Raw genomic sequence first — 24,567 nt, forward strand, 5'->3', positions numbered from 1 at the left:
CGAAAGGTGCGCCGATTAGAGCCATTTTCTGAAACAGTCAAGGGGTGAAGTGTGAACAAATCCGAGCTGATCGAAGCCATCGCCGCGTCTGCCGATATTCCCAAGGCCGCCGCGACTCGTGCATTGGATGCCATGGTCGACACAGTCACCGAGAGTCTGAAGGGCGGTGAGACTGTCTCCCTGGTGGGCTTTGGTACTTTTTCCGTCAAGGAGCGCGCCGCGCGTACCGGGCGTAACCCTCAGACCGGTGAGCCGATCCAGATCAGCGCAGCCAAGGTGCCGACCTTCAAGGCAGGCAAGGCGCTCAAGGACTCCGTGAACTGAGTCAACGGGTTATTTGCGCCGCGGGTCGTCGGCTCACGCAGGCCATCATCGGCAGCAAAAAATCAGGCGCATCGCTAAGGCGATGCGCCTTCTTTTTTATGGGCTTACCCTCTGTGCCGGGCGGGGGCCATGGTGGGAATGCCTCTGTCACCGTATAATACGGCGCGTCAGCCAGCCAACAATCATCAGCCGAGGCCTCCATGCTGCAAAGTATACGTGACCGCTCCAGAAGTTGGGGTGCGAAGATCATCATCGGAGCCGTGGTCGTGACCATGGCCCTGTTCGGGGTCGAGTCCCTGGTGGGGCTATTAGGCGGAAGCGGCGACGAAGTAGCCAAGGTCAATGGCCAGTCGATTACCCGTCAGGAACTGGAGATGGAGGTTCAGCGGGCCATTCGTTCGGGCCAGGTGCCCCCCGAGCAGGAGCGGGCGCTACGCGGGCAGGTCCTCGATGAGCTGATCGGCGAGCGACTGCTGACGGCTTTCGCCGAAGATGGCGGCCTGTACCTCTCCGACGAGCAGCTCGATCAAGTGATCGTCACGCTGCCGGAATTCCAGAACCAGAATGGTCGCTTCGATGCCGACCTGTTCCGCAACCGCCTGGCCAGCGCCGGTTTCACGCCGTCGTCGTTTCGCGCTGCGCTGCGGGTGGACCTCAAGCGGCAGCAGGTTCAGCAAGGCCTGGTCACGAGTGACTTCTCCCTGGAAAGTGAGCGGCAGGCCCTGGCGGCACTGCAGCGTCAAGCTCGCACCTTTCGCTACCATACGCTGACTGCCGGCGACCTGGCCGAGCCTGTCGAAGTCACCGAGCAGGATCTTGTTGCCTACTACGAAGAGAATGCCGATCGCTACCGGCGTCCCGAGCAGGTTCGGCTCGAGTATGTGGTGCTCGATCGTCAGGAGATGGCGGATGCCGTGGACATCTCCGACGACAACCTTCGCAGCGCCTGGGAGGCGCGCGGTCGCGATGTCGATCGGCGTGTGTCCCATATCATGGTGGGCTTCAACGATGAGCGTAGCCGTGATGAAGCCGTGGCACGCCTGGAGAGCGTTCGCGCGCAGCTCGCCGAGGGAGATGACTTTGCCGACCTGGCGCTCCGCTATTCCGACGACCCGACGACCGCCGAGCAGGGGGGGGACCTGGGTGTCATCAGTCGCGGATTCTTCGGCGATGAGTTCGATGATGCCGCCTTTGCCCTCGCCCCCGGTCAGGTTTCCGGTATCGTCGAGACCAGCAGTGGCCTGCATCTGCTGAAGGTGACCGCGCTCGACCAGCCGCCGCTTGAAGAGATGCGCGAAGAGCTAGGGCGTGAGCTGGCGCTGGCGGAGGTCAGTGATGCCTTCAATCGCCGGGTACAGGCCCTGATCGATGAAAGCTTTGCTGCCGATGATCTTGCCAGCGTGGCCGAACAGCTGGAGCTGGACCTGCAGCAAAGCGACTGGGTCGCCCGTGACGCTGGTGAGGGTGTGCTATCCGAGCCCGGCGTGCTGCAGGAGGCCTTCAGTGAAGATGTCCTGGTGGAGGGTTTCAACAGCGATGTCATCGAGCTGGACGAGGACCGCAGGATGGTGTTGCGGGTCGCCGAGCACCGCGATGCCACCGTGCTTCCCCTCGACGAGGTCCGCGATCGCGTGACGGCAACCGTGGAGCGTCGCAAGCAGCGTGAGGCACTGCTCGAGGTGGCGCGCGCCCAGGTGGAGCTGCTGCGGGAAGGCGAGGAGCTGGAGATTGAATGGCGCCGCGTCGAGCGCGCCGCGCGTCAGCAGGATAACGTCCCGCGTTCCGTGTTGCAGGCGGCGTTCCGACTCCCTCACCCCGAGGAGGGTGAGACCGTCTATGGCCAGGCCTCGGACGAGGATCGGGTGGTGCTCATCGCCCTGGACAGCGTCGAGCAGGGCGAAGTGGATACCGAGGTGGAGAACTTCGTTGCCCGGATGTCGGAGCAGCTGCGTGCACAGGCGGCGATCCAGGGGCTCCGGTCCTACCTGCGGGAGACGGCGGATATCGATCGCCGCTGACATTGGAGGAATCGATAAGCAGGAGGCCCGCGGTGCCTCCTGCTTTTTTCTCGCTCAGATATTATACCGTTATCTTGATAGGCATCCGATGCAGCCAGGCGAAGGCAATGCCGGCCGAGTGACACGGCAAGTGTTATCATATAACATTATGGGCCAATTGCATTTTCCTGGAGGCGTGCGATGTCCGGCACACCGCTTGAATCGATACCCGTACATCTGGTGACAGGCTTCCTCGGTAGCGGCAAGAGCACGCTGATCCGTGGCCTGATCGACCAGAAGCCGGCGGATGAGACCTGGGCGATTCTGATCAACGAGTTCGGTCAGGTAGGTATCGACCAGGCGATGTTCGAGGCGAGGGAAGACCTGGTGGTGAAGGGACTGCCCGGAGGCTGTCTCTGCTGCCAGCTTGCCTTCGTGCTGCAGGCGACGCTGGTCAACTTGCTTCACCGCCATCGACCGGATCGGCTGATCGTCGAACCGTCGGGCCTGGGGCATCCGGCGGGGCTTCTCGATGTGCTGCGAGGGGAGGCCTTCCACGGCATTCTCGATGTGCGCGACATCATCGTGGTACTCGACCCGGGGCGCCTCGATGAGCCACGGGTGCGGGAGCACGAGACCTTTTGCGACCAGCTGGCCATGGCCGATGCCGTGGTGTTGGCCAAGACCGACCTGGCTTCGGCCGGGCAGGTGGAGGCGGCGCACCGTCATGCGGCCGATCACTGGCCGGCGAGGAAATGGATCCTAGAGGCGCCGAATGGACAGCTGCCGATATCACGGCTGCTTCAGAGTGAAGGACATGCCGCCACGGCGGAAGGGGCACTCGCAAGCGATGCCCACGACCGGCTGCGGGTCGCGGCCGAAAGCGAGCGGGTGGTGCGGCTCGATGACGCTGCGCTGTCGCGCCCCGAGCGGGGGCAGCCCATGCACGAGACGGCAACGGCGCTGGGCTACACCACGTTGGGATGGCGCTGGCACCCGGATACGCGCTTCGACCTGGATCGCCTGACCGGTGTGCTCGATCGGCTGTCACCGGAGCTGCGGGTCAAGGGAGTCCTGAATACCGATGCCGGCTGGAAGCTCTATAACCGTGGCGATGGCGCTGCCAGGCTAGAGCCCAGCGTGTGGCGGCTGGATTCCCGGCTGGAGGTGATCGGGGAGACGGGAAGCCTCCCCGATCCGGAGGCGCTGCAGGCCGAACTGGCGGCCTGTGCTGCGTGATCTCCGGTGCAGAGAGGTGAGGGTCATAAATCGATCTGCTGCAGGGTCGGCCGGCCGTCGCTCTCGATGACCACTTCCCAACCCCGGCCGGGCTGCCAGTCGCCAAGCACGATGCGCTGGGCGGGCATGCCGTCGATCTCGAGCTCATGGACCGCCGGGCGATGGGTGTGGCCGTGGATCAGGGTCGTGACGCCATGGTCGCGCATCGCCTGGACGACTTCGTCGGGCGTCACGTCCATGATGTCATCGGCCTTGTTGGAGGTGGCTTCACCGGACTGCTGGCGTAGCGAGGCCGCCAGGGTGATACGATCGGCAATCGGCATGGCCAGCACCTGCTGCTGCCATTCGGGTTGGCGCGCCTGGGCGCGGAAGGCCATATAGGCTTCGTCCCGGGTACAGAGGCTATCGCCGTGCATCAGCAGCATTGGCTCGTCGTGGAACATGACCAGGGCCGGGTCGGCCAGCAGCTTCGCGCCGGCAGCGGCAGCGAAGCGCTGGCCGAGCAGGAAATCACGATTGCCGTGCATCAGGTAGATGGCTGTACCATCGTCAGTGAGTCGGCGTAGCGCGGTGGCGATATCCGCGGCAAGGGCGGCATTGCCGCTGGCATCGACATCGACCATGTCGAGGATGTCGTCACCGATCCAGGCCTCGAAGAAGTCGCCGAGTATGTAGAGGGCATCGACCCCACGGGCTCGTCTCTGGAGCCAGCCGAGAAAGCCATCGATCACCTCGGGGGCTTCAGGATGCAGGTGGAGGTCGGAAACTATCAGGGTGCTCATGGGCCATCTCGCAGGGCTGGGTCATGAAGGCGTCGCGCAACACGCTCGCGAGGGGCGGTCGTGTTGCGCTTCGATCCTGTCAGGCGTCGGCAGGGTCATCCTTCATGTAGGCCCGCTGGATGACCACGTCCTCGGCCGGGACGTCGGCGTGCATGCCACGACGGGTGGTTTCCACGGCGGTGATCTTCTCGACCACGCCCATGCCGTCGACTACCTCGCCGAAGACGCAGTAGCCCCAGCCCTGGATGTTCTTCCCGCTGTGGTTGAGGAAGTCGTTGTCGGCCACGTTGATGAAGAATTGCGCCGTGGCAGAGTGGGGGTCCTGGGTCCGCGCCATGGCCAGGGTCCCGACGGTGTTCTTGAGGCCGTTGTCGGCTTCGTTCTCGATGGGGTCGCGGGTTGGTTTCTGGTTGAACTCCTGATCGAAGCCGCCACCCTGTACCATGAAGCCAGGGATCACCCGATGAAACAGCGTACCGTCGAAATGACCATCGCGTACGTACTGCTCGAAATTGGCGGCAGTTTTCGGGGCTTTCTCGTGATTCACGGCAACCGTGATATCACCGAAGTTGGTCTCTAGAACGATCATCGCTTTTTCCTGTGCGCTTTAGCTTTGGCAATAGCAGGCGCGCCTTGGCGCCGTGCAGGGGCGTGACGCTATAATAGCGGTTTTGCATCGATGCGCGAAGCGCGTCGGGTTGTTCCTTACTCTACGACAGCCCACGACACGGGCTTCGCGCCCATGGGCCGCGATTCAACCAGAGGTTTACCGCATCAACATGTCCACCGAAACCGCCAGCGCGCCGAATTTCATCCGCAACCAGATCCGCGACGAGATCGAGGCCGGCAAGGCCGACAGGATCGTCACTCGCTTCCCGCCGGAGCCCAACGGCTTCCTGCACGTGGGACATGCGAAGTCGATCTGTCTCAATTTCGGCCTGGCCGAGCAGTTCGGTGGGGACTGTCATCTGCGCTTCGACGATACCAATCCCGCCAAGGAGGAGCAGGCCTATATCGATGCCATCAAGGAGGATGTGGCCTGGCTGGGCTTTCAGTGGGCGGGCGAAGTGCGCTTTGCCTCCGACTACTTCGATCAGCTCTATGCCTGGGCGCAGCATCTGATCCGGGAGGGCAAGGCCTACGTGGACGACCTCTCTCCCGAAGAGATTCGCGAGTATCGCGGCAGCCTGACCGAGCCCGGCAGGCCGAGCCCCTACAGCACGCGCAGTGCGGAAGAGAACCTCGATCTGCTCGAGCGCATGCGCATCGGCGAGTTCGCCGAGGGCGAGAAGGTGCTGCGGGCCAGGATCGACATGGCCGCACCGAACATCAATCTGCGCGACCCGATCCTCTATCGTATTCGCCACGCTCATCACCATCAGACCGGTGACAAGTGGAAGATCTATCCCTCCTACGACTTCACCCACGGCCAGTCGGATGCCCTCGAAGGCGTCACGCACTCCATCTGTACCCTGGAGTTCGAGGATCACCGGCCGCTCTACGAGTGGTTCCTGGAGAACCTGCCGGTGCCGGCCAAGCCGCGCCAGATCGAGTTTGCCCGGCTCAACCTCAACTACACCCTGACCTCCAAGCGCAAGCTCAAGCTGCTGGTGGACGAGGGTATCGTCGACGGCTGGGACGACCCGCGAATGCCGACCATCTCCGGCATGCGTCGCCGCGGCTATACGCCGGGGTCGATCCGCAAGTTCTGCGACATGATCGGGGTCACCCGCGCCGATGGCGGCCTGGTGGACATCGCCATGCTCTATCACGCCATTCGCTCTGACCTCGAGGACAACGCACCGCGGGCCATGTGCGTGCTCAAGCCGCTCAAGGTGGTGCTGACCAACGTCGCCGACGATCACGAAGAGGTCTTTGATGTGCCGGGCCACCCCGCCCGCGAGGACATGCCCCTGCGCCGGGTGCCGTTCACCCGCGAGCTATACATCGACCAGGACGACTTCCTGGAGGAGCCGCCGAAGAAGTTCTTCCGCCTGGCGCCGGGCCAGGAGGTACGACTGCGCAACGCCTACGTGATTCGTTGCGACGAGGTGGTGAAGGACAGCACCGGCGAGATCGCCGAGCTGCGCTGCTCGGTGGATTTCGACACCCTGGGCAAGAATCCCGAGGGGCGCAAGGTCAAGGGCGTGATTCATTGGGTCAGCGCGGCCCATGCCGTGCCGATGGAAGTTCGCCTCTACGACAACCTGTTCCTGGTCGAACAGCCGGACAAGGACAAGGACGCCGACTTCCTCGAGCACCTCAACCCCGAGTCGCTGCAGGTCTGCCAGGCCATGGGCGAGCCGAGCCTGGCCGACGCCGCACCCGAGTCGCGCTTCCAGTTCGAGCGCGTGGGTTACTTCTGTGCCGACCGCCACGCCTGTCGCGACGGCAAGCGGGTGTTCAACCGCACCGTCGGGTTGAAGGACAGTTGGGCCAAGATCCAGAACAAAGACGCTCAGAAGAAGGGCTGACATGCAGATCTACAATACGCTGACGCGCCGCAAGGAAACGTTCGTACCCATCGAGCCGGGCAGGGTGCGCATGTACGTCTGCGGCATGACCGTCTACGACTACTGCCACCTGGGCCATGCCCGGGTGATGGTGGCGTTCGATGTGGTGACCCGCTACCTGCGCTGGCGCGGCCTTGACGTCACCTACGTGCGCAACATCACCGATATCGACGACAAGATCCTCAAGCGTGCCGACGAGAACGGCGAGAGCATCGGCGCGTTGACCGAGCGCATGATCGCCGCCATGCACGAGGACGAAGCGCGCCTCTTCGTGCTGCGTCCGGATCATGAGCCGCGTGCCACCGGGCATGTGGCCGAAATCATCGCCATGATCGAGACCCTGATCGACAAGGGCTACGCCTACGCGGCGAGCAACGGCGACGTCTACTACCGGGTGCGCAAGTTCGAGGGCTACGGCAAGCTCAACAACCGCGACCTGGACGAGATGCGCTCCGGGGCCCGGGTCGAGGTCGACGAGCACAAGGAGGACCCGCTCGACTTCGTGCTGTGGAAAGCGGCCAAGCCCGGCGAGGCGAGCTGGTCGTCGCCCTGGGGCGAGGGGAGGCCGGGCTGGCATATCGAGTGCTCGGCGATGTCGACCTGCTGCCTGGGGGAGACCTTCGACATTCATGGCGGCGGGCCGGACCTGACCTTTCCCCACCATGAGAACGAGATCGCCCAGAGCGAGGCGGCCACCGGCAAGCCCTACGTCAACACCTGGATGCATGCGGGAGCGGTGAGGGTGGATCAGGAGAAGATGTCCAAGTCCCTGGGCAACTTCTTCACCATTCGCGAGGTGCTTGAATCGCATGACCCGGAGGTGGTGCGCTACCTGCTGGTGGCCAGCCACTATCGCAGTGCCATCAACTACGCCCCGGAGTCCCTGGCGGATGCCCGCAAGTCCCTCGAGCGGTTCTACAACGCCCTCGAAGGGCTGGCGCTCGAGGGCGGTGAGCCACGGGGCGAGGTGGACGCACGGTTCGCCGAGCGCTTCATCGCCGCCATGGACGACGACTTCAATACCGCCGAAGCGCTGTCGGTGCTCTTCGACCTGGCCCGGGAACTGAACCGGGCCAAGAAGGAAGCGCCGGGACTGGCTCCCGGCCTTGCCCATGAGCTCAAGCGCCTGGGCGGCGTGCTCGGCCTGTTGCAGCAGGAGCCCGAGGCGTTCCTCAAGGGCGGTGCCGGCGAGCTGCCGCTGAGTGAGGCAGAGATCGAGGCGAAGATCGTTGCCCGTGCGGAAGCGAAGAAGGCGCGGGATTTTGCCGCCGCCGACGGCATACGGGACGAGCTGGCGGCCCTTGGCATCATCCTCAAGGATTCCCGCGAGGGGACTAGCTGGGTTCTGGAGAAGACCGACTAGCCGTGACGTCACCCGGATCAGCGCCCGGCCCTTGGCCGGGCGCTCTGCGTTCAGCCCAGGGCTTTTGCGGGCGGAAGCGGGATCTGGCGCGGCCAGTCATCAGCGACCACGAATAGCCGCCGAAAGCCATCGCCCGTGTGGCGGTCGCCTCCTGCCAGCAGGGCGATCTGGACCGGCGAGCCGTGGCCCTGGAAGTGCTGCGCCAGGCGAGCTTCAATGTCGGGCAGGGGAGTGAATGCCTCGTCTCTAGGCAGGGCCAGCCAGTGCGGCTTTGCCAGCCAGGCGGCGTGGGTCCCCCGGGGCAACCCGTCGCGGAAGTTGCGCCACTCGCCCCAGTGCAGCCACTCTCCCCTGAGATGCTCATGGGTCGCCTCCCGGGGCGGCGGTAGTGCCTGGTGCCAGGGATAGAAGAGCACGCCGGGCATCGCCAGCTGGGGCTGGATGAGTGGCTCCGGGGTGGGGCCGATATCCCTGGGGCGAGTGTGGAGCCGGATCGCCAGGCGGGTCTCGGCCCGCTCTGTCAGGCGCAGTTGATGACGATGGAGGTGCTCGCGCTTGGTCGCCAGGCTATCGGCGCCACCGGGGCCGATCCAGCGCGCTTGGTCGCTGCTGTCGCCCGGGCCTTCCGGCAGGCCGAGATAGAACTTGATGGCCACCTCCAGGTGGATGGGCATCGGATCGTTGCGACGACGATAGAGCAGGTCGAGCTCGCCCAGGGTGCGCTTGCCCTGGTGGATGCGCAGGTTATGCGCCAGTAGCCGGGTACCGGGCGCGGCATCGAGCAGGAACTGCCAGAGTCTTTCATGATAGAGCCCCATGCGGCCGTCAACGGTACTGCCGACGCGTCGTTCGAGCGCCTGTGGGGCGGCTTCCAGCCCGAGGAGGAAGTCTGCGAGCCGACGGTCGTCTGTCAGCCCCAGCGCCTCTCGGGAGGGGCGCCCCGGCCACTCGGCGTGGATCAGGTCCGGCGCCAGCAGGATCCAGGCCAGGTCGCGCACCAGGGGGTGATGACAGTCAGCGAGATGTGGGTCGCCGCTTGCAAGCATGGTAAATAAGCATTCCGCGTTGAGATCGGGTCTGACAGCCAAACTGTACACCCCTTATACTCGGGGAACATTCTCAACCAATGGGTGATGGCGATGAAGCGCTCCCTGACCGGTCTGGCAGTCCTGACGACTGCCTCCCTGCTCACCCTGTCCGTGGCCCAGGCCAGCGATCCCGTGGTGGTGTCCTCCAAGATCGATACCGAAGGGTCGGTGCTCGGCCAGCTGATCATGCAGCGGCTCGAGCAGGCCGGTATCGAGGTCGAGGATCGGCTGCAGCTGGGCGGCACCAGCATCGTGCGCAGCGCCTTGAAGGCCGGCGAAATCGACCTCTATCCCGAGTATACCGGCAATGGCGCCTTCTTCTTCGACATGGCAGACAGCGATGTCTGGAATGACGCCGGCGAGGCCTATGCCACGGTGCGGAAGCTGGACGCCGAGGATGGCCTGGTCTGGCTGACGCCGGCCGATGCCAACAACACCTGGGCCATGAGCGTCCGCGGCGACCTGGCGCGTGAGCAGGGCCTGGCCACGCTGGAAGATCTGGCGGATTACCTGGCGGAGGGTGGCGAGTTCAAGTTTGCCGCCAGTGCGGAGTTCGTTGAATCCGAGCAGGCCTTGCCGGCATTCCAGCAGGCCTACGGCTTCGAGCTGTCGTCGGACCAGCTGCTGGTGCTGTCGGGCGGGAATACGGCCGCCACCATGCGGGCCGCTGCCCAGCAGACCAGTGGCGTCAACGGGGCCATGACCTACGGCACCGACGGTGGCCTCGGTGCGCTGGACCTGGTGGTGCTGGAGGATACGCTTGGCGTTCAGCCGGTGTATCAGCCGGCGCCGGTGGTGCGTGAATCGGTGCTCGCGGCGTACCCCGAGATCGAGTCGCTGCTGGCGCCGGTCTTCCAGGCGCTGGATCTCGAGACCCTGCAGCGCCTCAACGGGCAAGTGGCCGTCGATGGGCTGGACCCGCGCCAGGTTGCCGAGGATTTTCTCGCCGACCTCGCGGAATGATTCGTGACGACTGACAGGTCCCCACCCAACTGGGTATTGCTGTGCCTGATGTTGGCGGGGGTACTTGCCTGGCTGGCCCTCGACGCGGTGAGTGTCGCGCCGAACCGCCTCGTCGCCGGCACCCCCCATCGCGCCCATGAGGTGCATGGCTGGTGGGCGGCGCTGCTGGCCAGCCTGCCCATGCTGGCGGTAATGGGCCTGGCCTGGCGGCCTGACACCCGACGCCTGCAGGCCGCCCTGGTTGTGGTGGTCGGGCTGCTGGTCATGATGCCGCTGTGGCTGGCAACGGCCGTCGCGGCCCTGGCCGATCCCGACATGCCCCAGGCGCGACTGGGGATCGGCGCCTCGCTCTGGCTGTTGCTGTTCCTGTGGCTGCTGGTACTGATCGAGCTGCGCACCCGCCTGGGCCTGGCGCGTACATTCGGCTGGCTGTTGTTGCTGCCTGTCGTGTGCGCCTGGTGGCTGTCACTGTCGCTCTGGCTCGAGCCGCTGGCGCTCTATCGGGAGTATCAGGGGCGTAGCGATCAGTTCGCCTCGGCCCTCGTCTACCACCTGGCACTGGTCGGCGCGGCGGTGGGTGCGAGCCTGCTGCTGGGGATCGTGCTGGCGCTGGGCATGCGTCGCTACCCCGGCATGCGCAAGGCCGGCTTCGGCGTACTCAATTTCGTTCAGACCATCCCCAGTCTGGCCCTCTTTGGATTGCTGCTGGCCCCCCTGGCCTGGCTGGCGTCGCGGGTCGACTGGCTGGCGTCCATGGGGGTGAGCGGCATCGGCTGGGCGCCGGCCTGGCTGGCACTGGTGGGCTACAGCCTGCTGCCCATGGTGCGCAACACCTATGTCGCGCTGGAGGGGGTCGAGCCGGCCGTGATCGAATCGGCCCGGGGAATGGGCATGAGTCGTCGTCAGACCTTCCTGCAGGTGCGCCTCCCGCTGGCGCTGCCGGTGGTGCTGGAGGGCGTGCGGATCACCACGGTCCAGGCGATCGGCCTCACGGCCGTGGCGGCGTTGATCGGCGCCGGTGGACTGGGCACCTTCATCTTCCAGGGCCTGGGCCAGGCGGCGATGGACCTGGTGCTGCTCGGTGCGCTGCCCATCATCGCCCTGGCCATGATTGCCGATGCGCTGCTGGGCGCACTGGCCGAACGGCTTCGCCACGGAGGGACCCCATGATCGAGCTCTTTGACGTCACCAAGCGTTTCGGCAGCGAGACCGCCGTGGACGGCATTTCGCTGCGGGTCGAGAAGGGCGAATTCTGCGCCCTGGTGGGCACCTCCGGCTGCGGCAAGTCGACCACGCTGCGCATGATCAACCGGCTGATCGAGCATAGCGAGGGTGAGATCCATCTCGACGGCCAGCCGGTGCGATCCTTCAATGAGGAGCTGCTGCGCCGACGCATCGGCTACGTGATCCAGAATACCGGGCTCTTCCCGCACTGGACGGTGGCACGCAATATCGGGCTGGTTCCGCGACTTCTCAAGTGGCCGCGCGGTCAGATACGCGAGCGGACCGAGGAGTTGCTGGAGCTGCTGGGGCTGCCGCGCGAGGAATTTGCCGACAAGTACCCCCATCAGCTGTCGGGGGGGCAGGCGCAGCGAGTCGGCGTGGCCCGGGCCCTTGCTGCCGACCCCGAGATCCTGCTCATGGACGAGCCCTTCGGCGCCCTGGACCCGATTACCCGTAAAACGCTGCAGCGTGAGCTGCAGGATCTCCAGGCACGGCTGAACAAGACCGTGGTCTTCGTGACCCATGACATGGATGAAGCCCTGGCCCTGGCCGATCGCCTGGTGGTGATGCACCAGGGGCGCATCATTCAGCAGGGGCGTCCCATCGACCTGCTGCATGATCCGGTCGATGCGTTCGTCGAGTCCCTGCTGGGCGGCTTGGATCGGGGGCTCAAGGAGGCGGCACTGACCCGCGTCAGCGAGCGCATGGCGCCCTTTGGTCCGCGGCTGCTGGCCAGCGAGCGTATTCCCTACCGGGCGCCGCTGAGCCAGGCGCTGTCGGTGATGCTGTGGCACCGGGTGGAGCGCCTGACGGTGGTCGACGACGAGGACATCCCCATCGGCGAGCTATCGCTGCGCCGGCTGCTGGGTGCCAAGCCATCATGAGCGAAAGCGAAGTCCTGACGGTATCTCGCAGCCATGCCAGTCGCGGGATGGCTTCATGGCGACACTGGGTCGTGCCGCTGATCTGGCTGACGCTGCTGCTGGCACTCACCTTCGGCATGGCGCAGTTGGAGGCGGTCTTGCGGCTGGTCGAGCCCGATACCCGCCAGGTGCTCTATCACCGTACGAGCCTTGCCGCCCTGCTGGGCCAGCATGTGTTCGTGGTAGCCGTGGCGTCGGTGCTGGCCATTGTGCTGGGAGTGGGTGGCGCCATTGCCGTCACGCGGCCGGCCGGCCGCGATTTCCTGCCCCTGGTCGCCCAGGTCGCCTCCATCGGACAGACGTTTCCTCCGGTGGCCGTCCTGGCGCTTGCGGTGCCGGCGCTTGGGTTCGGCACCTTGCCGATCATCGTGGCGCTGCTGTTGTACGGCCTGCTGCCCATCGTGCGTAACACCCTGGCGGGGCTCTCGGGCATCGACCCGGGCGTTCACGAGGCGGCCCGGGGCATGGGCATGACCCGAGGCCAGATCCTGTGCCAGGTCGAGCTGCCGCTGGCGGCGCCGGTGATTCTTGCCGGCATCCGCACCTCCGTCACCATCAATATCGCCACGGCTGCGATCGGTGCCACGGTCGGCGCGAGCAACCTGGGCGACCCCATCATCTCCGGTATCGTCAACGGCAATACCGCCTACATCGTGCAGGGGGCCCTGCTGATCGGGCTGCTGGCGATCACCGTCGACAGTACGTTCGAGCGTCTGCTGCGTCGACCGACGGCCCGTTAGCGCGATATCCAACAGAGGCGAGAGCGCAGGCAGTGGATTCATCAGGTCGATTGCGGAAGGGCTAGCAAAATAGATGCTTTTGATGGCATCTTACGTTAACGTCAACTAACCAGCGTTGGCGGTACGCTGGAGACAACCTCTGGCAGCCGACTACATTACAGTCAACACTGCCCTCACAAGGGGCGGCTTTCCTCCTGCCACCACCCAAGGAACAGGATGATGACAACAACATACGACGTCCATTCGCCAAGCTTCATGACCGGCGATGAATTCCAGATCCCCACCTTCCGGCTCCTGCAGCAGGACGGCACCCTGTTCGAAGGCGCCGAGGCACCCGAACTCGACAAGGAGAAGGCGCTCAGGATCTACCGCGCCATGCTCGTGACCCGTGTGCTCGACGAGCGCATGCTGGCAGCCCAGCGCCAGGGGCGGCTCTCCTTCTACATGCAGTGCACGGGTGAAGAGGCGGCGGTCATCGGCGCCACGGCGGCGCTGGACGATGCCGACATGATCATGGCCCAGTACCGCGAGCAGGGCGCGCTCGCCTATCGCGGCTTCACCTACGACGAGTTCATGAACCAGCTGTTCGGCAATGAACTCGACTACGGCAAGGGCCGGCAGATGCCGATCCACTACGGGTCGCGCAAGCTGCACTACATGACCATCTCCTCGCCGCTGGCGACGCAGATTCCCCAGGCGACCGGCTACGCCTACGGTCAGAAGATGGCCGGAGAGGGGCACTGCACCATTACCTTCTTCGGTGAAGGCGCGGCCTCCGAGGGTGATTTCCACGCGGCCCTGAACATGGCCTCGGTGCACAAGGTGCCGGTGATCTTCTTCTGCCGCAACAACGGCTATGCGATCTCGACCCCGGCCACCGAACAGTTTGCCGCCGACGGCATCGCGCCACGCGCCTTCGGCTATCGCATGCATGTCATCCGCGTCGACGGCAACGATATCCTGGCGGTCTATCGCGCTACCCAGGAGGCCCGCGCCATCGCCGTGGAGCAGAATGAACCGGTGCTGATCGAGGCCATGACCTACCGGCTGGCGGCCCACTCCTCCTCGGACGATCCTTCCGGCTACCGCTCGCGCAAGGAGGAGGAGGCCTGGCGCGAGAAGGACCCCATCCTGCGCATGCAGCGCTGGCTCCTCGACCGGCAATGGTGGAGCGAAGAGGAGGAGAAGGACCTTCAGGAGAGCCTGCGTCGTGAGGTGCTGGAGACCATGAAGCGCGCCGAGAAACGCCCGCCGCCCCCGCTGGAGAGCCTCGTCACCGATGTCTACGCCGACGTGACGCCGGCACTGCAGCGTCAGCTCGATGCGCTCAAGACCCATATTCGCAAGTATCCGGACGCCTATCCGAAGGGAGCGAGCTCACTCGACCCCGACGTCAGCGTCTCCAGCGATGCCGCCAAGGCCAGCGACGACCAGGAAGGAGCCTGAGATGCCGAAGATGAACATGCTGCAGGCAATCAACAATGCCCTGGATATCGCCATGGCCGAGGACGACAAGGTCCTCTGCTTCGGCGAGGACGTGGGGGTCTTTGGTGGGGTGTTCCGTGCCACCAGCCACCTGCAGGAGAAGTACGGCCGCGCCCGTTGCTTCAATACCCCGCTGGTGGAGCAGGGCATCATCGGCTTCGCCAATGGCCTGGCGGCCCAGGGGTCGGTGCCGGTGGCGGAGATCCAGTTCGCCGACTACATCTTTCCGGCCTTCGACCAGATCGTCAACGAGACGGCCAAGTTCCGCTACCGCTCCGGTGACCTGTTCAACGTGGGCGGCCTGACGATCCGCACGCCCTACGGCGGCGGCATTGCCGGGGGGCTCTACCACTCCCAGTCGCCGGAGGCCTACTTCGCCCACACGCCGGGGCTGAAGGTCGTGGTGCCGCGCAACCCCTACCAGGCGAAGGGGCTGCTGCTGGCGGCCATCCGCGACCCCGATCCGGTGATCTTCTTCGAGCCCAAGCGGCTGTATCGCGCCTCCACCGGCGAGGTGCCGGAGAACGACTACCAGCTGCCGATCGGTGAGGCGGAGGTGACCAAGGAGGGCACCGATGTCACGGTGTTGGGCTGGGGGGCCCAGATGGAGCTGATCGAGAAGGCGGTCGAGATGGCCGAGAAGGCGGGTATCTCCTGCGAGATCATCGACCTGCGCTCCATCCTGCCCTGGGACGAGGACTCGGTTGTCGAGTCGGTGCTCAAGACCGGCCGACTGGTGATCAGCCATGAGGCGACGCGTACCGGCGGCTTTGCCAGCGAGATTGCCGCCACCATACAGGAGCGCTGCTTCCTGTACCTGGAATCGCCCATCGAACGGGTGACCGGCATGGATACCCCTTTCCCGCTGACGCTGGAGAAGGAGTACATGCCGGACCACCTCAAGATCTACGAAGCCATCCGGGCCAGCGTGGATTTCTGACGATCGATATCAGGACAGGAGATGCAAGATGAGTGACTTCATGCTGCCCGATATCGGTGAAGGTATCGTGGAATGCGAGATCGTGGAATGGCGCGTCAGCGAAGGCGACGTCATCGAGGAGGACCAGCCGGTGGTCGAGGTGATGACCGACAAGGCGCTGGTGGAGATCACTGCGCCGGAAGCCGGTCGAGTCACCAGGCTGTACGTGCCCAAGGGGGAGATCGCCAAGGTCCACTCCCCGCTGTTTGCCTACGAGAGCGATGCGGAAGAGGGCGGCGATAGCGGCCAGGCCAGCGCTGCCCCGGTGGAGAGGGCGACGGCGGAGCCTGCCCCTGCACCGACGGCGACCCCACCCGGCTCCCCATCCGCTTCGGCTCCCGTCGCCGCGACGGACTTCATCCTGCCGGATATCGGCGAGGGCATCGTCGAGTGCGAGGTGGTGGAGTGGCGTGTCGCCGAGGGGGACACTATCGAAGAGGACCAGCCGCTGGTCGATGTGATGACCGACAAGGCGCTGGTGGAGATCACCGCGCCCGAGGCGGGGCGAGTCGCGAAGCTGTACGTTCCCAAGGGCGAGATTGCCAAGGTCCATGCACCGCTGTTCGCCTATGAGCCGGCGGTAGTGGAGAGTCCGCAGCCGGCTCGCTCCGCACCCCCGGCGCCAGAGCAACCGGCGAAGCCGGCCTCGGATGCCCCGCAGGGCCTGGGCGTGGCAACGACGGGGCGAGGCCCCTACGGGCGTATCCCGGCGAGCCCCGCCGTGCGCCGCCTGCTGCGCGAGCATGATCTGGCGCTGGAAGCGGTGCCGGGATCGGGCAAGGAGGGGCGGGTGCTCAAGGAGGATGTGCTGCGCCACCTCGAGCAGGGTGGCGAGTCGACACCGGCCGCGACTGGCCGGACAGCTGGCACGCCTGAGAGGACGCCGGCGCCTGCACCCACCGGCGAAGGCGAGATCACCGTCGAGCCGATCCGTGGCGTGCGCGCGGTCATGGCCCGTCGGATGGTGGAGTCCGCCAGCACGATTCCGCACTTCCAGTATGGCGAGGAGATCGACGTCACCGACCTGCTGGCCTTGCGTGCCCGTCTCAAGCCCCAGGCAGAGGCGCAGGGCACGCGCATGACCCTGATGCCGTTCTTCATGAAGGCCATGGCGCTGGCGGTGAAGGAGTACCCCATCCTCAATGCCCGGCTCAATGCCGATGTCAGCGAGATCCACTACCTGCCCTCCTGCAATGTGGGCATGGCGGTGGATAGCAAGGCGGGCCTCCTGGTACCCAACGTGAAACATGTCGAGCGTCGCACCTTGCTCGATGTGGCCAGGGAGGTCGAGCGGCTGACCGCGGCGGCGCGGGAGGGGCGAGTGGACCAGGCCGACCTCAAGGGTGGCACCATCAGCATCTCCAATATCGGCGCGCTGGGGGGGACCTATGCGGCCCCGATCATCAACGCACCGGAACTGGCCATCGTCGCCATCGGCAAGACCCAGTGGCTGCCACGTTTCGATGACAGCGGCGAGGTGGTGCGGCGGGCGATCATGACCATTACCTGGGCGGGGGATCACCGCGTCATCGATGGGGGCACCATCGCCCGCTTCTGCAATGCCTGGAAAGGGTATCTGGAGAATCCGGAAACGATGCTCCTCCACCTTGGGTGAGAAACGCCGGTTCATGTCGTCTCGTCTCGAGAGCGGCAGGGATCGGCGTAATCGGATGGGAAGGTGATGTATGTCCCAGGCGCGGCTGCAGCAGTTCTATATTCCGGAAGAGCAGTCGATCTACCTGCTCAGCCACGACGATGCCCGCAAGCTCAAGGAGTGGGTGGCGCTGTGTCAGGCCCAGCTGTCCCAGCTGGGCTACCGGGATATCGCCCTGATCGGCAAGGGCGCCTACGGCTTCGTCTTCGCCGGGGTCACCGCCCACGACGAGGAGTATGTCTTCAAGTTCACCCGGGTCAACCTGCCCCAGCACCTCCAGGACCGCCTGGAGGAGGAGGCCTTCATGCTGGAGCAGGTCGACCATCCGCGGGTGCCGAAGCTGGTGGCCTACCAGCGGGTGCGGAACCAGTCGATCCTCGTCATGCAGCGGGCACCGGGGCTCAACCTGGAGGAGGTCTCGCTGCGCGAGGGCCGGCTCCCGCCCCGGCTGGTGGTGCGTATCGCCGGGCAGCTGGCGGATATCCTGGGTACGCTGCGTCGTGAGTCTGGGCCGGCAGGGCGCCCTATCGTGCATGGCGATATCAAGCCCTCGAACCTGGTCTTCGATGCACGCCGCGAGGCGGTCGCGCTGATCGACTGGGGCTCCTCGGTATTCGCCCAGCTCGATGCCAACCAGCAGTTCGTGGCGGCCAACGTCATGGAGCTGATGTCGGACAATCTCCAGCAGACCAACGCCCGCCTGGGCGATGTCTACTTCATCGGGGAAGAGCAGCTCAACGGGGCGCTCTCCTCGCCGCGCTTCGACGAGCAGGGCACGGCGGGCACCCTCTACGCCCTGGCGTCCGCCCAGTCCTGCCGCTTCGGCCATCGCGCCATACCTGCCACCTCGCTGGGCCTGCCCATGGAGTTCGCCCGCATGCTCGACGGCATGCTGGACCCTGACCCCCGGGTGCGGCTGCGTGCCGGCGACCATTTCATTCGCGAGATGCCAAGGCTCGCACGCCTGGTGATGATCGATCTCCCCGAGCCGCAGGAAGCGGCGCTGGTGCCCACTTGGCTGCGGCCCTCCAGCCGTGAGATCGACACCGTGGTCTACAGTTCGCGCAAGGCCTTCCTGCGTGAGGAGGGCGCACCGGAGACCCTCAGTGACGTCAACGACGTCCAGCTCGACCGCTACTACAAGAACTTCATGCAGGGCATGGGGGAGACGGAGAAAGCGTTTCTCGCCGCCGTCAGCCGGCTGGGGAAGTATCCGGTGGTTGGCGGGCTGGCCGTACGCTGGGAAGCCGAGGGCGTCTATATCGACACCTCGCTCAACCTGCACGACGCCGCGCTGAAGTCCGCCTTCGTGGCGGCCGTCAACAACATGGTCAACCTCGCCCGGGCGATCTATCGGCAGGGCATCTTCAAGAGCTGCCTGTTCAATGCCCGCGATACCCTTCACCTGGACCGGGAGGGGCCGGATTGTCCCTTCGTGGTCGAGCCGGGCATGCTCCTGCGCTATGACGTCAGCGCCATGCCCGAGCTGGAAGACCGCAGCCGACTGCACAGCTACTTCGAGGATGGGCCCGACCCGGAGGAGTTCCTGGTGCTGCCCGAGGAGATCATCGTCTCGCTGGAAGCGCTCAACGAGATCCACCATACCGGCATGATCATCTTCGAGGCACTGCCGCAGCACCTGAAGATCCACAGCTATTACCGGCTGCTGGATCCCTCGCGGGAGACGGAGTTCCGCCAGCGTCTGGACGATATCCTGTCGGCGGTGGGCCTGATCGAAGGGCTGGGGGTTTCCGGCTTCATGAAGATGCCCTACAAGGACACCCGTTTCTTTGCCCATGTGGAGCGACAGCCGGAGCGCTACTACCCCCGGGATCCCCGGCTGGCGCAACGCGACGCAAGCGCCGCGTTGCGCCAGGATCCGGCCGGTTGATTGGTTGATTCCTCAGCGAGTCATCGCCTGGGGCAGGTAGAGGGCGATCTCGGGGAAGATGTGCAGCAGCGCGATGGAGGCCAGCATCAGCAGGAAGAAGGGCAGGGTCGCCTTGGTGATGGTGACGATATCCTTGCCGGTCAGCCCCTGGATGACGAACAGGTTGAAACCCACCGGCGGGGTGATCTGCGACATTTCCACCACGACGACCAGGTAGATGCCGAACCAGATCAGGTCGAAACCCGCTGCGCTGACCAGCGGCATCAGAATGGCCGTGACCAGCAATATCAGCGAAATGCCGTCGAGGAAACAGCCCATCACCAGCAGCAGCAGGGTCAGTGCCACCAGCAGCATGGTGGGTGACAGCCCCATCTCGCCGATGGCCCGGGCCAGCTGCATGGGAACCTGGGTAAAGCCCATGGCCGACGTGAGGAACGACGCACCGGCAATGATGAAGGCGATCATGCAGGCGGTACGCACCGCCGCGAATAGCGACGCCTTGAAGGTGGCAAGGCCGAAGCTGCCGGTACAGCGTGCGATCACGATGGAGAGCACCACGCCGACCGCTGCTGCCTCGGTGGGCGAGGCCAGGCCACCGTAGATCGACACGATGATGCCGCCGATCAGCAGCAGGACCGGTATCAGCGACAGCGTGTGGCGAAGCTTCTCCGCCAGGGGCATCGACGACTCGTCGTGTCCGGTAAGGCCTTGGCGGTTGCCCTTGAGCAGCGACCAGAGGATGAGGTAGCTCATGAACAGGGCCAGGATCAACAGCCCCGGGCCGATGCCCGCCATGAACAGCCGTGAGATCGACTGCTCGGTCACCACGCCATAGACGATCAAGACGATGGAGGGCGGGATCAGCAGGCCCAGGGTGGAGGCGCTGGCCAGCGTGCCGATCGCCATGCCGCTGTCATAGCCGCGACGCTCGAGCTCCGGCAGGGTCATCTTGCCCACGGTGGCGCAGGTGGCCGCCGACGAACCGCAGACCGCCGCGAACATGCCGCTGCCGATGATGTTGGTATGCAGCAGCCGGCCGGGCAGTCGGTTGAGCCATGGCGAGAGACCGCGGAACATGCTGTCGGCCAGGCCCGAGCGGAACAGGATCTCGCCCATCCAGATGAACATGGGCAGGGCGGTCAGGTCCCAGCCGTAGCTGGCGCCCCAGAAGTCCGATGCCAGGATCGGGCCCGGTGCAAAGGGGCTGAAGAAGGCCAGCGCTACCCAGGCGGTACCGATCAGCGCGAAGGCGATCCAGACGCCGCTGCCCAGAAGCAGTGCCAGCGTGAATATGGTAGCCAGACTCAATGTCAGCACGAGAGTATCTCCGAGAGAGGATAGAGGTCGGGCTCAGCGTGTCTCGCTGTCGTCGATCGCCGTCGCTTCGCGAAAGCTCGACGGGTCGCGGGCGGCGATGCGCAAGGCGATGATCAGCGCCTCAAGCAGAGCGAGGCAGAGCAGCCCCACGCCGGTTGCCAGGACGGTCTGCGGAATCCATAGGGGAATCGCCAGGAATCCTGACGAGACGTCATTGAACTGCAGGCTCTCCCTGGCCAGTTCGATCAGCCCATAGCCGAGCAGCAGGCTGAGGGTCAGGGCAACCAGCAGCCCGAAGACCTCGAACCAGACACGTATGGCCGAGGGCAGCCGCGAGATCAGCAGCGTCACGCGAATGTGGGCATGATGCACGAAGGTATAGGCGAGGCCGAGAAAGGTCGCACCGACCAGCAGGTAGGAGGCGATCTCCGACACCCCGGTGATGCTCAGTCCGGTTCGCCGCAGGCCAATCAGTACCAGGCCGGCATCCATGAACCTGAAGGCGACCTGCAGGGAAACCAGGACGCAGATGGTGATCATGCAGGCGGCCGCCCCCCAGGCACCGAGGCGGTAGAGCGGATCGAATTTGAAAGTCATGATTTAGCCTCACTGCGAACTCGAGGGAGGGCGCGGCGGATTGCCGCCGCACCTTCGTGGTCAGGCCTCAGTTGTCACGCTGCTCGCGATACGTTTCGAGTACCTGCTTGGCCGTGTCATCGGCGCGCTCTTCCCAATCGTTGAACAGCCTGTCGCCTGCTGCCTGCAGGGCGGCTGCCACCTCGTCGTTCGGCGTGGATACGGTGATGCCGTTCTCCTGCAGGGCCTGGGTACTGGCTTCGTTGTCGTCGCGGCTCATCTGCCAGCCGCGCTCTTCGGCACGGGCGGCCGCTTCGAGAACGGCCTCCTGGGTCGCCTCATCCAGGCGGTCGAAGGCGCGCTGGTTGATGAAGACGATATTCTTCGGCAGCCACAGGTTGGCGTCGGTGTAATGAGAGACGTAATCCCAGGCGGTCATCGAGTTGCCGGTGGAGGTCGAGGTGATCATGGCGTCGACCCGCCCGGTGCTGAAGGCGGTGGGAATATCGGACTCTTCGGTTTCGGTGGGGTTGCCGCCAAGGTAGTTGACGAAGCGCTGGGTATTGATGTTGGGTGCACGGACCCGCAGGCCTTCGAACTGCTCTGCACTGTTCAGTTCGAAGTCGGTATAGATGCCCTGGGAGGGCCAGGCCACGGCGTAGAGGGGCATCATGCCCTGGTTGGCGAACAGTTCGGTGATGATGGGCTTGGTGGCCTCCCACAGGGCAAAGGCCTCCTCGTAGCTGCCCGCCACCCCCGGCAGGGTATCGACCTCGAAGATCGGGTCGTCGTTGGAGAGGACCGAGAGAAAGACCTCGCCCACCTCGATGGTGCCGCGACGAACCGACGGCTTGATCTCGCCGTGGGCGACCAGGGAGCCGCCGCTGTGCACGTTGATGCGCAGTTCGCCGTCGGTGGCCTCCGCCACGTCCTCGGCGAACTGCTTGACGTTCTTGGTATGGAAGCTGGCATCGCCATAGGGGGTCGCCATGGTCCATTCCGCTGCCTGGGCGGTCGCGGCGAACCCGAGGGCGGCCGCCAGCATCACGGGGGTGGCTATCGTCTTGTGCATGGTAAAGACCTCTTGTTCATGTTGATTGTCGTGTTGTTGCCTGAGGGTGAGTCGTAGGGTATTGCGGCCGCACCCAACGGCCTTCGAAATCCGGATCTTCCATCTCGTTCTGTCGCCTTTGCGCATAGTCTTCGGCACAGGCCTGTGCCAGCCGGCCGATGCTGCGACAGAAGCGGGGATGATTCGCCGTGCGCCATATCACATCATAGTGCATGTCCGGTAGCGGCCTTGGCAGCGCGATTCGATGGAGCTCTCCGCTGCGCCACTGGTCAAGCATCGTGGCGACCGGGAGTGCACCAAATCCCAGGCCTTCCATGGTCATTCGGGCGATGGTCATCAGTGTACTGACGCTGTGTATCTGCGGCTGTTTCAGCTTCTCTCGGGCCAGGTATTGAAGGAGTTCCTCATAGGGCCTGGCTTTCTTGCCGAAGGAGATGAAGGGAAGTGTTTTCATCCATTGTCGTGGGCTTTCCAACAGCATTTCGGCATGGACGGGCGCGACAAACATGCCCATTTCATAGGGGCTGAGGGGCATGCTTTCGATACGATCCTCGGCAAGATATCCATTCATTGCCAGCAGGATATCCAGGTCGTTCCTTTCGAGCCGCTCGTTCAATGCAGGTGAATAATCGACGGTCAGTTCGATGACCAGGTCCGGGTGCTTGCCGGTCAGCCGACGCATGAAATCCGGCAGCCAGCTGTGGGCGATGGTCTCGATGGTTCCGACCCGCAGGGGGGCCGAAAAGGTCTCCTCGCTGTCGAACAGCTGCATCGCCTCATCGCGCTGGTGCAACATGCGCTCGGCATGGAGGAAGAACTCCCGTCCTCGCATCGTGGGTTGAATGGGACGCGCCGAGCGCTCCAGCAGCCGTTCGCCCACGGTCGATTCGAGCCGTGAGATGCGCTCGGACACCGAGGGTTGCGTCAGGTGCAGGTGTGACGCCGCCTTGCGAAACGAACCCAGCCGCACTGCCCAGACGAAAGCCTCGAGCTCCTTGAAATCGAGCACCCGGCGGTCTCGTCACTGCTTCTTGAACAGCTGGCTCTCCCGATCCTTGAACGCCTTGAACTCCAGCGCGTTGCCGGAGGGATCGTAGAAGAACATGGTGGCCTGCTCGCCGGGCTCACCCTTGAAGCGGATATAGGGTTCTATCTCGAAGCGCACGCCGTGTGTCTTGAGCTTGCTGGCGAGCGCCTCCCAGGCCTCCATCTCCAGCACCACGCCAAAATGCGGTACCGGCACACCGTGGCCATCGACAGGGTTGGTGTGGCTGGTGACGGGGGTGTCCTTGAGGGCCGGATTGAGGTGGCAGACGAACTGGTGCCCGAACAGGTTGAAATCGACCCAGCTTTCCGAGGATCGACCTTCAGGGCAGCCCAGGAAGTCACCGTAGAATGACCTCGCTTCATCGATATCGCGGACCTGAACGGCAAGGTGGAAAGGGTCGGAAACGGACATGGGACCTCCTGAATTCTTGTCATTGTACCGGGTAAAACCTAGTTAAATTGATAATCCTCAAGGAGGCTGTCGTCAACCACTTTTGTAAATAATATCAGCTTGATAGGGGGTGCCGATAAAGAATATCGGAAAAAACGATTGGCACCCCAAAAGACCTCTCCATATAGTGCATTAATCAAGTAGCAGATATTCACTCGCCATAATAAAAGGAATCGTCATGGTCATGCCCTTGCTCAATTGCGATATGGGGGAAAGCTTCGGCAACTGGACCCTGGGCATGGATGAGGACGTGATGCCCTTCGTGGATTGCGCCAATGTCGCCTGCGGCTTCCATGCCTCGGACCCTCACGTGATGCGCCGTACCGTGGCTCTGGCTGCCCGGCATGATGTCCGAATCGGCGCTCACCCCGCCTATCCTGACCTGATGGGCTTCGGCCGCCGCTCGATGGCCTGCACCCCCGCCGAAGTCGAGGACATGGTGCTCTACCAGATCGGTGCCCTGGCGGGGCTCTGCCGGGCGGAAGGTACCGCCATCCAGTACGTCAAGCCCCATGGTGCCCTCTACAACGACATGGCACGGGATCCGGCGCTGCTCGAGGGAGTCATGCGGGCGGTTCTTGCCTACGACGCCAGCCTGCCACTGATGGTCATGGCAACGGCTGACCCGGAGCCCTTCCGGACGCTTGCCGCAAAGATGGGGCTGTCGATCTGGTTCGAGACCTTCGCCGACCGTGCCTACGATGCCCAGGGCCACCTGGTCTCGCGCCGGCTGCCCAACGCCGTGCACCACGACGAAGCCACCATCGTGGCCCAGGCGGTAGCGCTGGCCAGGGGCGAGGCCTTGACGGCCAGCGACGGCTCTGCCCTGAGCCTGCCCTGCGATACGATTTGCGTGCACGGGGACAATCCCGAGTCGGTAGCGGCGGTGCGGGCCATTCGCGACGCCTTTCACAGCCTGGGGGAAGCGTGAGGGCAGGC

At 64.5% G+C, this 24,567-nt stretch carries 22 protein-coding genes; 14 read left to right on the forward strand and 8 right to left on the reverse strand.

Annotated features, from left to right (window positions below; genetic code table 11):
* Positions 1-51: 51 nt before the first annotated feature.
* From hbs to LY622_RS02360, 3 genes are all read left to right on the forward strand, one after another.
* Complete coding sequence (hbs, locus tag LY622_RS02350) at positions 52-324, forward strand: non-specific DNA-binding protein Hbs (protein WP_234282598.1); 273 nt, start codon at positions 52-54, stop codon at positions 322-324.
* A gap of 200 nt (positions 325-524) precedes the next feature.
* A complete protein-coding gene (locus LY622_RS02355; RefSeq protein ID WP_234289418.1) occupies positions 525-2,342 on the forward strand; it encodes a SurA N-terminal domain-containing protein in 1,818 nt (605 codons plus the stop codon).
* A 180-nt stretch (positions 2,343-2,522) separates the two neighbouring features.
* Complete coding sequence (locus LY622_RS02360; protein WP_234289419.1) at positions 2,523-3,560, forward strand: CobW family GTP-binding protein; 1,038 nt, start codon at positions 2,523-2,525, stop codon at positions 3,558-3,560.
* Positions 3,561-3,583: 23 nt separating this feature from the next.
* On the opposite strand, the gene LY622_RS02365 is transcribed toward LY622_RS02360, so the two are convergent.
* Together LY622_RS02365 and LY622_RS02370 are read right to left on the reverse strand one after the other, a co-directional pair.
* Complete coding sequence (locus LY622_RS02365; protein WP_234289420.1) at positions 3,584-4,342, reverse strand: UDP-2,3-diacylglucosamine diphosphatase; 759 nt, start codon at positions 4,340-4,342, stop codon at positions 3,584-3,586.
* A 79-nt stretch (positions 4,343-4,421) separates the two neighbouring features.
* Complete coding sequence (locus tag LY622_RS02370; protein WP_234289421.1) at positions 4,422-4,931, reverse strand: peptidylprolyl isomerase; 510 nt, start codon at positions 4,929-4,931, stop codon at positions 4,422-4,424.
* A 190-nt stretch (positions 4,932-5,121) separates the two neighbouring features.
* On the opposite strand from LY622_RS02370, the gene LY622_RS02375 reads away from it, so the two are divergent.
* Together LY622_RS02375 and cysS are read left to right on the forward strand one after the other, a co-directional pair.
* Complete coding sequence (locus LY622_RS02375) at positions 5,122-6,816, forward strand: glutamine--tRNA ligase/YqeY domain fusion protein (RefSeq protein WP_066446835.1); 1,695 nt, start codon at positions 5,122-5,124, stop codon at positions 6,814-6,816.
* A gap of 1 nt (position 6,817) precedes the next feature.
* Positions 6,818-8,218, forward strand: a complete 1,401-nt coding sequence (gene cysS / locus LY622_RS02380) for a cysteine--tRNA ligase (RefSeq protein ID WP_234289422.1) — start codon at positions 6,818-6,820, stop codon at positions 8,216-8,218.
* A gap of 50 nt (positions 8,219-8,268) precedes the next feature.
* On the opposite strand, the gene LY622_RS02385 is transcribed toward cysS, so the two are convergent.
* Positions 8,269-9,264, reverse strand: coding sequence for a DUF1853 family protein (locus LY622_RS02385; RefSeq protein ID WP_234289423.1), 996 nt, complete (start codon positions 9,262-9,264; stop codon positions 8,269-8,271).
* A 93-nt stretch (positions 9,265-9,357) separates the two neighbouring features.
* Here LY622_RS02385 and osmF point away from each other — a divergent pair, with 93 nt between their 5' ends.
* The 8 genes from osmF (at position 9,358) to LY622_RS02425 (ending at position 19,165) form a co-directional block, all read left to right on the forward strand.
* Positions 9,358-10,269 (forward strand): glycine betaine ABC transporter substrate-binding protein OsmF, encoded by a 912-nt coding sequence (gene osmF, locus LY622_RS02390; RefSeq protein WP_234289424.1) that lies wholly within the window; start codon positions 9,358-9,360, stop codon positions 10,267-10,269.
* Positions 10,270-10,272: 3 nt separating this feature from the next.
* Positions 10,273-11,439 carry an ABC transporter permease gene (locus LY622_RS02395; protein WP_500796435.1) on the forward strand — a complete coding sequence of 389 codons (1,167 nt, stop codon included), beginning with the start codon at positions 10,273-10,275 and terminating at the stop codon, positions 11,437-11,439.
* The gene (locus LY622_RS02400; protein ID WP_234289425.1) at positions 11,436-12,377 is read left to right on the forward strand and encodes an ABC transporter ATP-binding protein; all 942 of its coding nucleotides are present in this window, start codon (positions 11,436-11,438) and stop codon (positions 12,375-12,377) included. The genes LY622_RS02395 and LY622_RS02400 overlap by 4 nt, the downstream gene beginning before the upstream one ends.
* Before the next feature lie 47 nt (positions 12,378-12,424).
* Positions 12,425-13,156 (forward strand): ABC transporter permease, encoded by a 732-nt coding sequence (locus tag LY622_RS02405; protein WP_234289669.1) that lies wholly within the window; start codon positions 12,425-12,427, stop codon positions 13,154-13,156.
* Between the two features lie 219 nt (positions 13,157-13,375).
* Positions 13,376-14,602: a thiamine pyrophosphate-dependent dehydrogenase E1 component subunit alpha gene (locus LY622_RS02410; RefSeq protein ID WP_234282618.1), complete on the forward strand. Its 1,227-nt coding sequence runs from the start codon at positions 13,376-13,378 to the stop codon at positions 14,600-14,602.
* A gap of 1 nt (position 14,603) precedes the next feature.
* The gene (locus LY622_RS02415) at positions 14,604-15,581 is read left to right on the forward strand and encodes an alpha-ketoacid dehydrogenase subunit beta (RefSeq protein ID WP_234289426.1); all 978 of its coding nucleotides are present in this window, start codon (positions 14,604-14,606) and stop codon (positions 15,579-15,581) included.
* Between the two features lie 28 nt (positions 15,582-15,609).
* Positions 15,610-17,235 (forward strand): dihydrolipoyllysine-residue acetyltransferase, encoded by a 1,626-nt coding sequence (locus LY622_RS02420; protein ID WP_234289427.1) that lies wholly within the window; start codon positions 15,610-15,612, stop codon positions 17,233-17,235.
* 70 nt (positions 17,236-17,305) lie between these two features.
* The gene (locus LY622_RS02425) at positions 17,306-19,165 is read left to right on the forward strand and encodes a protein kinase domain-containing protein (RefSeq protein ID WP_234289428.1); all 1,860 of its coding nucleotides are present in this window, start codon (positions 17,306-17,308) and stop codon (positions 19,163-19,165) included.
* Between the two features lie 12 nt (positions 19,166-19,177).
* Here LY622_RS02425 and LY622_RS02430 read toward each other — a convergent pair whose 3' ends face one another.
* From LY622_RS02430 to LY622_RS02450, 5 genes are all read right to left on the reverse strand, one after another.
* A complete protein-coding gene (locus LY622_RS02430; protein ID WP_234289429.1) occupies positions 19,178-20,482 on the reverse strand; it encodes a TRAP transporter large permease in 1,305 nt (434 codons plus the stop codon).
* Between the two features lie 33 nt (positions 20,483-20,515).
* On the reverse strand, positions 20,516-21,079 hold the full coding sequence (locus LY622_RS02435; RefSeq protein ID WP_234289430.1) for a TRAP transporter small permease: 564 nt from the start codon (positions 21,077-21,079) through the stop codon (positions 20,516-20,518).
* A gap of 67 nt (positions 21,080-21,146) precedes the next feature.
* Complete coding sequence (locus LY622_RS02440; RefSeq protein WP_234289431.1) at positions 21,147-22,130, reverse strand: TRAP transporter substrate-binding protein; 984 nt, start codon at positions 22,128-22,130, stop codon at positions 21,147-21,149.
* 16 nt (positions 22,131-22,146) lie between these two features.
* Positions 22,147-23,139 (reverse strand): LysR family transcriptional regulator, encoded by a 993-nt coding sequence (locus LY622_RS02445; RefSeq protein ID WP_234289432.1) that lies wholly within the window; start codon positions 23,137-23,139, stop codon positions 22,147-22,149.
* Positions 23,140-23,151: 12 nt separating this feature from the next.
* Positions 23,152-23,589 carry a VOC family protein gene (locus tag LY622_RS02450; RefSeq protein ID WP_234289433.1) on the reverse strand — a complete coding sequence of 146 codons (438 nt, stop codon included), beginning with the start codon at positions 23,587-23,589 and terminating at the stop codon, positions 23,152-23,154.
* Between the two features lie 217 nt (positions 23,590-23,806).
* Between LY622_RS02450 and LY622_RS02455 the strand changes: the two genes are divergently transcribed.
* Complete coding sequence (locus LY622_RS02455; protein ID WP_234289434.1) at positions 23,807-24,559, forward strand: 5-oxoprolinase subunit PxpA; 753 nt, start codon at positions 23,807-23,809, stop codon at positions 24,557-24,559.
* Positions 24,560-24,567 lie beyond the last annotated feature (8 nt).

It is taken from the genome of Halomonas alkalisoli (assembly GCF_021412585.1).
Classification (GTDB): domain Bacteria; phylum Pseudomonadota; class Gammaproteobacteria; order Pseudomonadales; family Halomonadaceae; genus Halomonas; species Halomonas alkalisoli.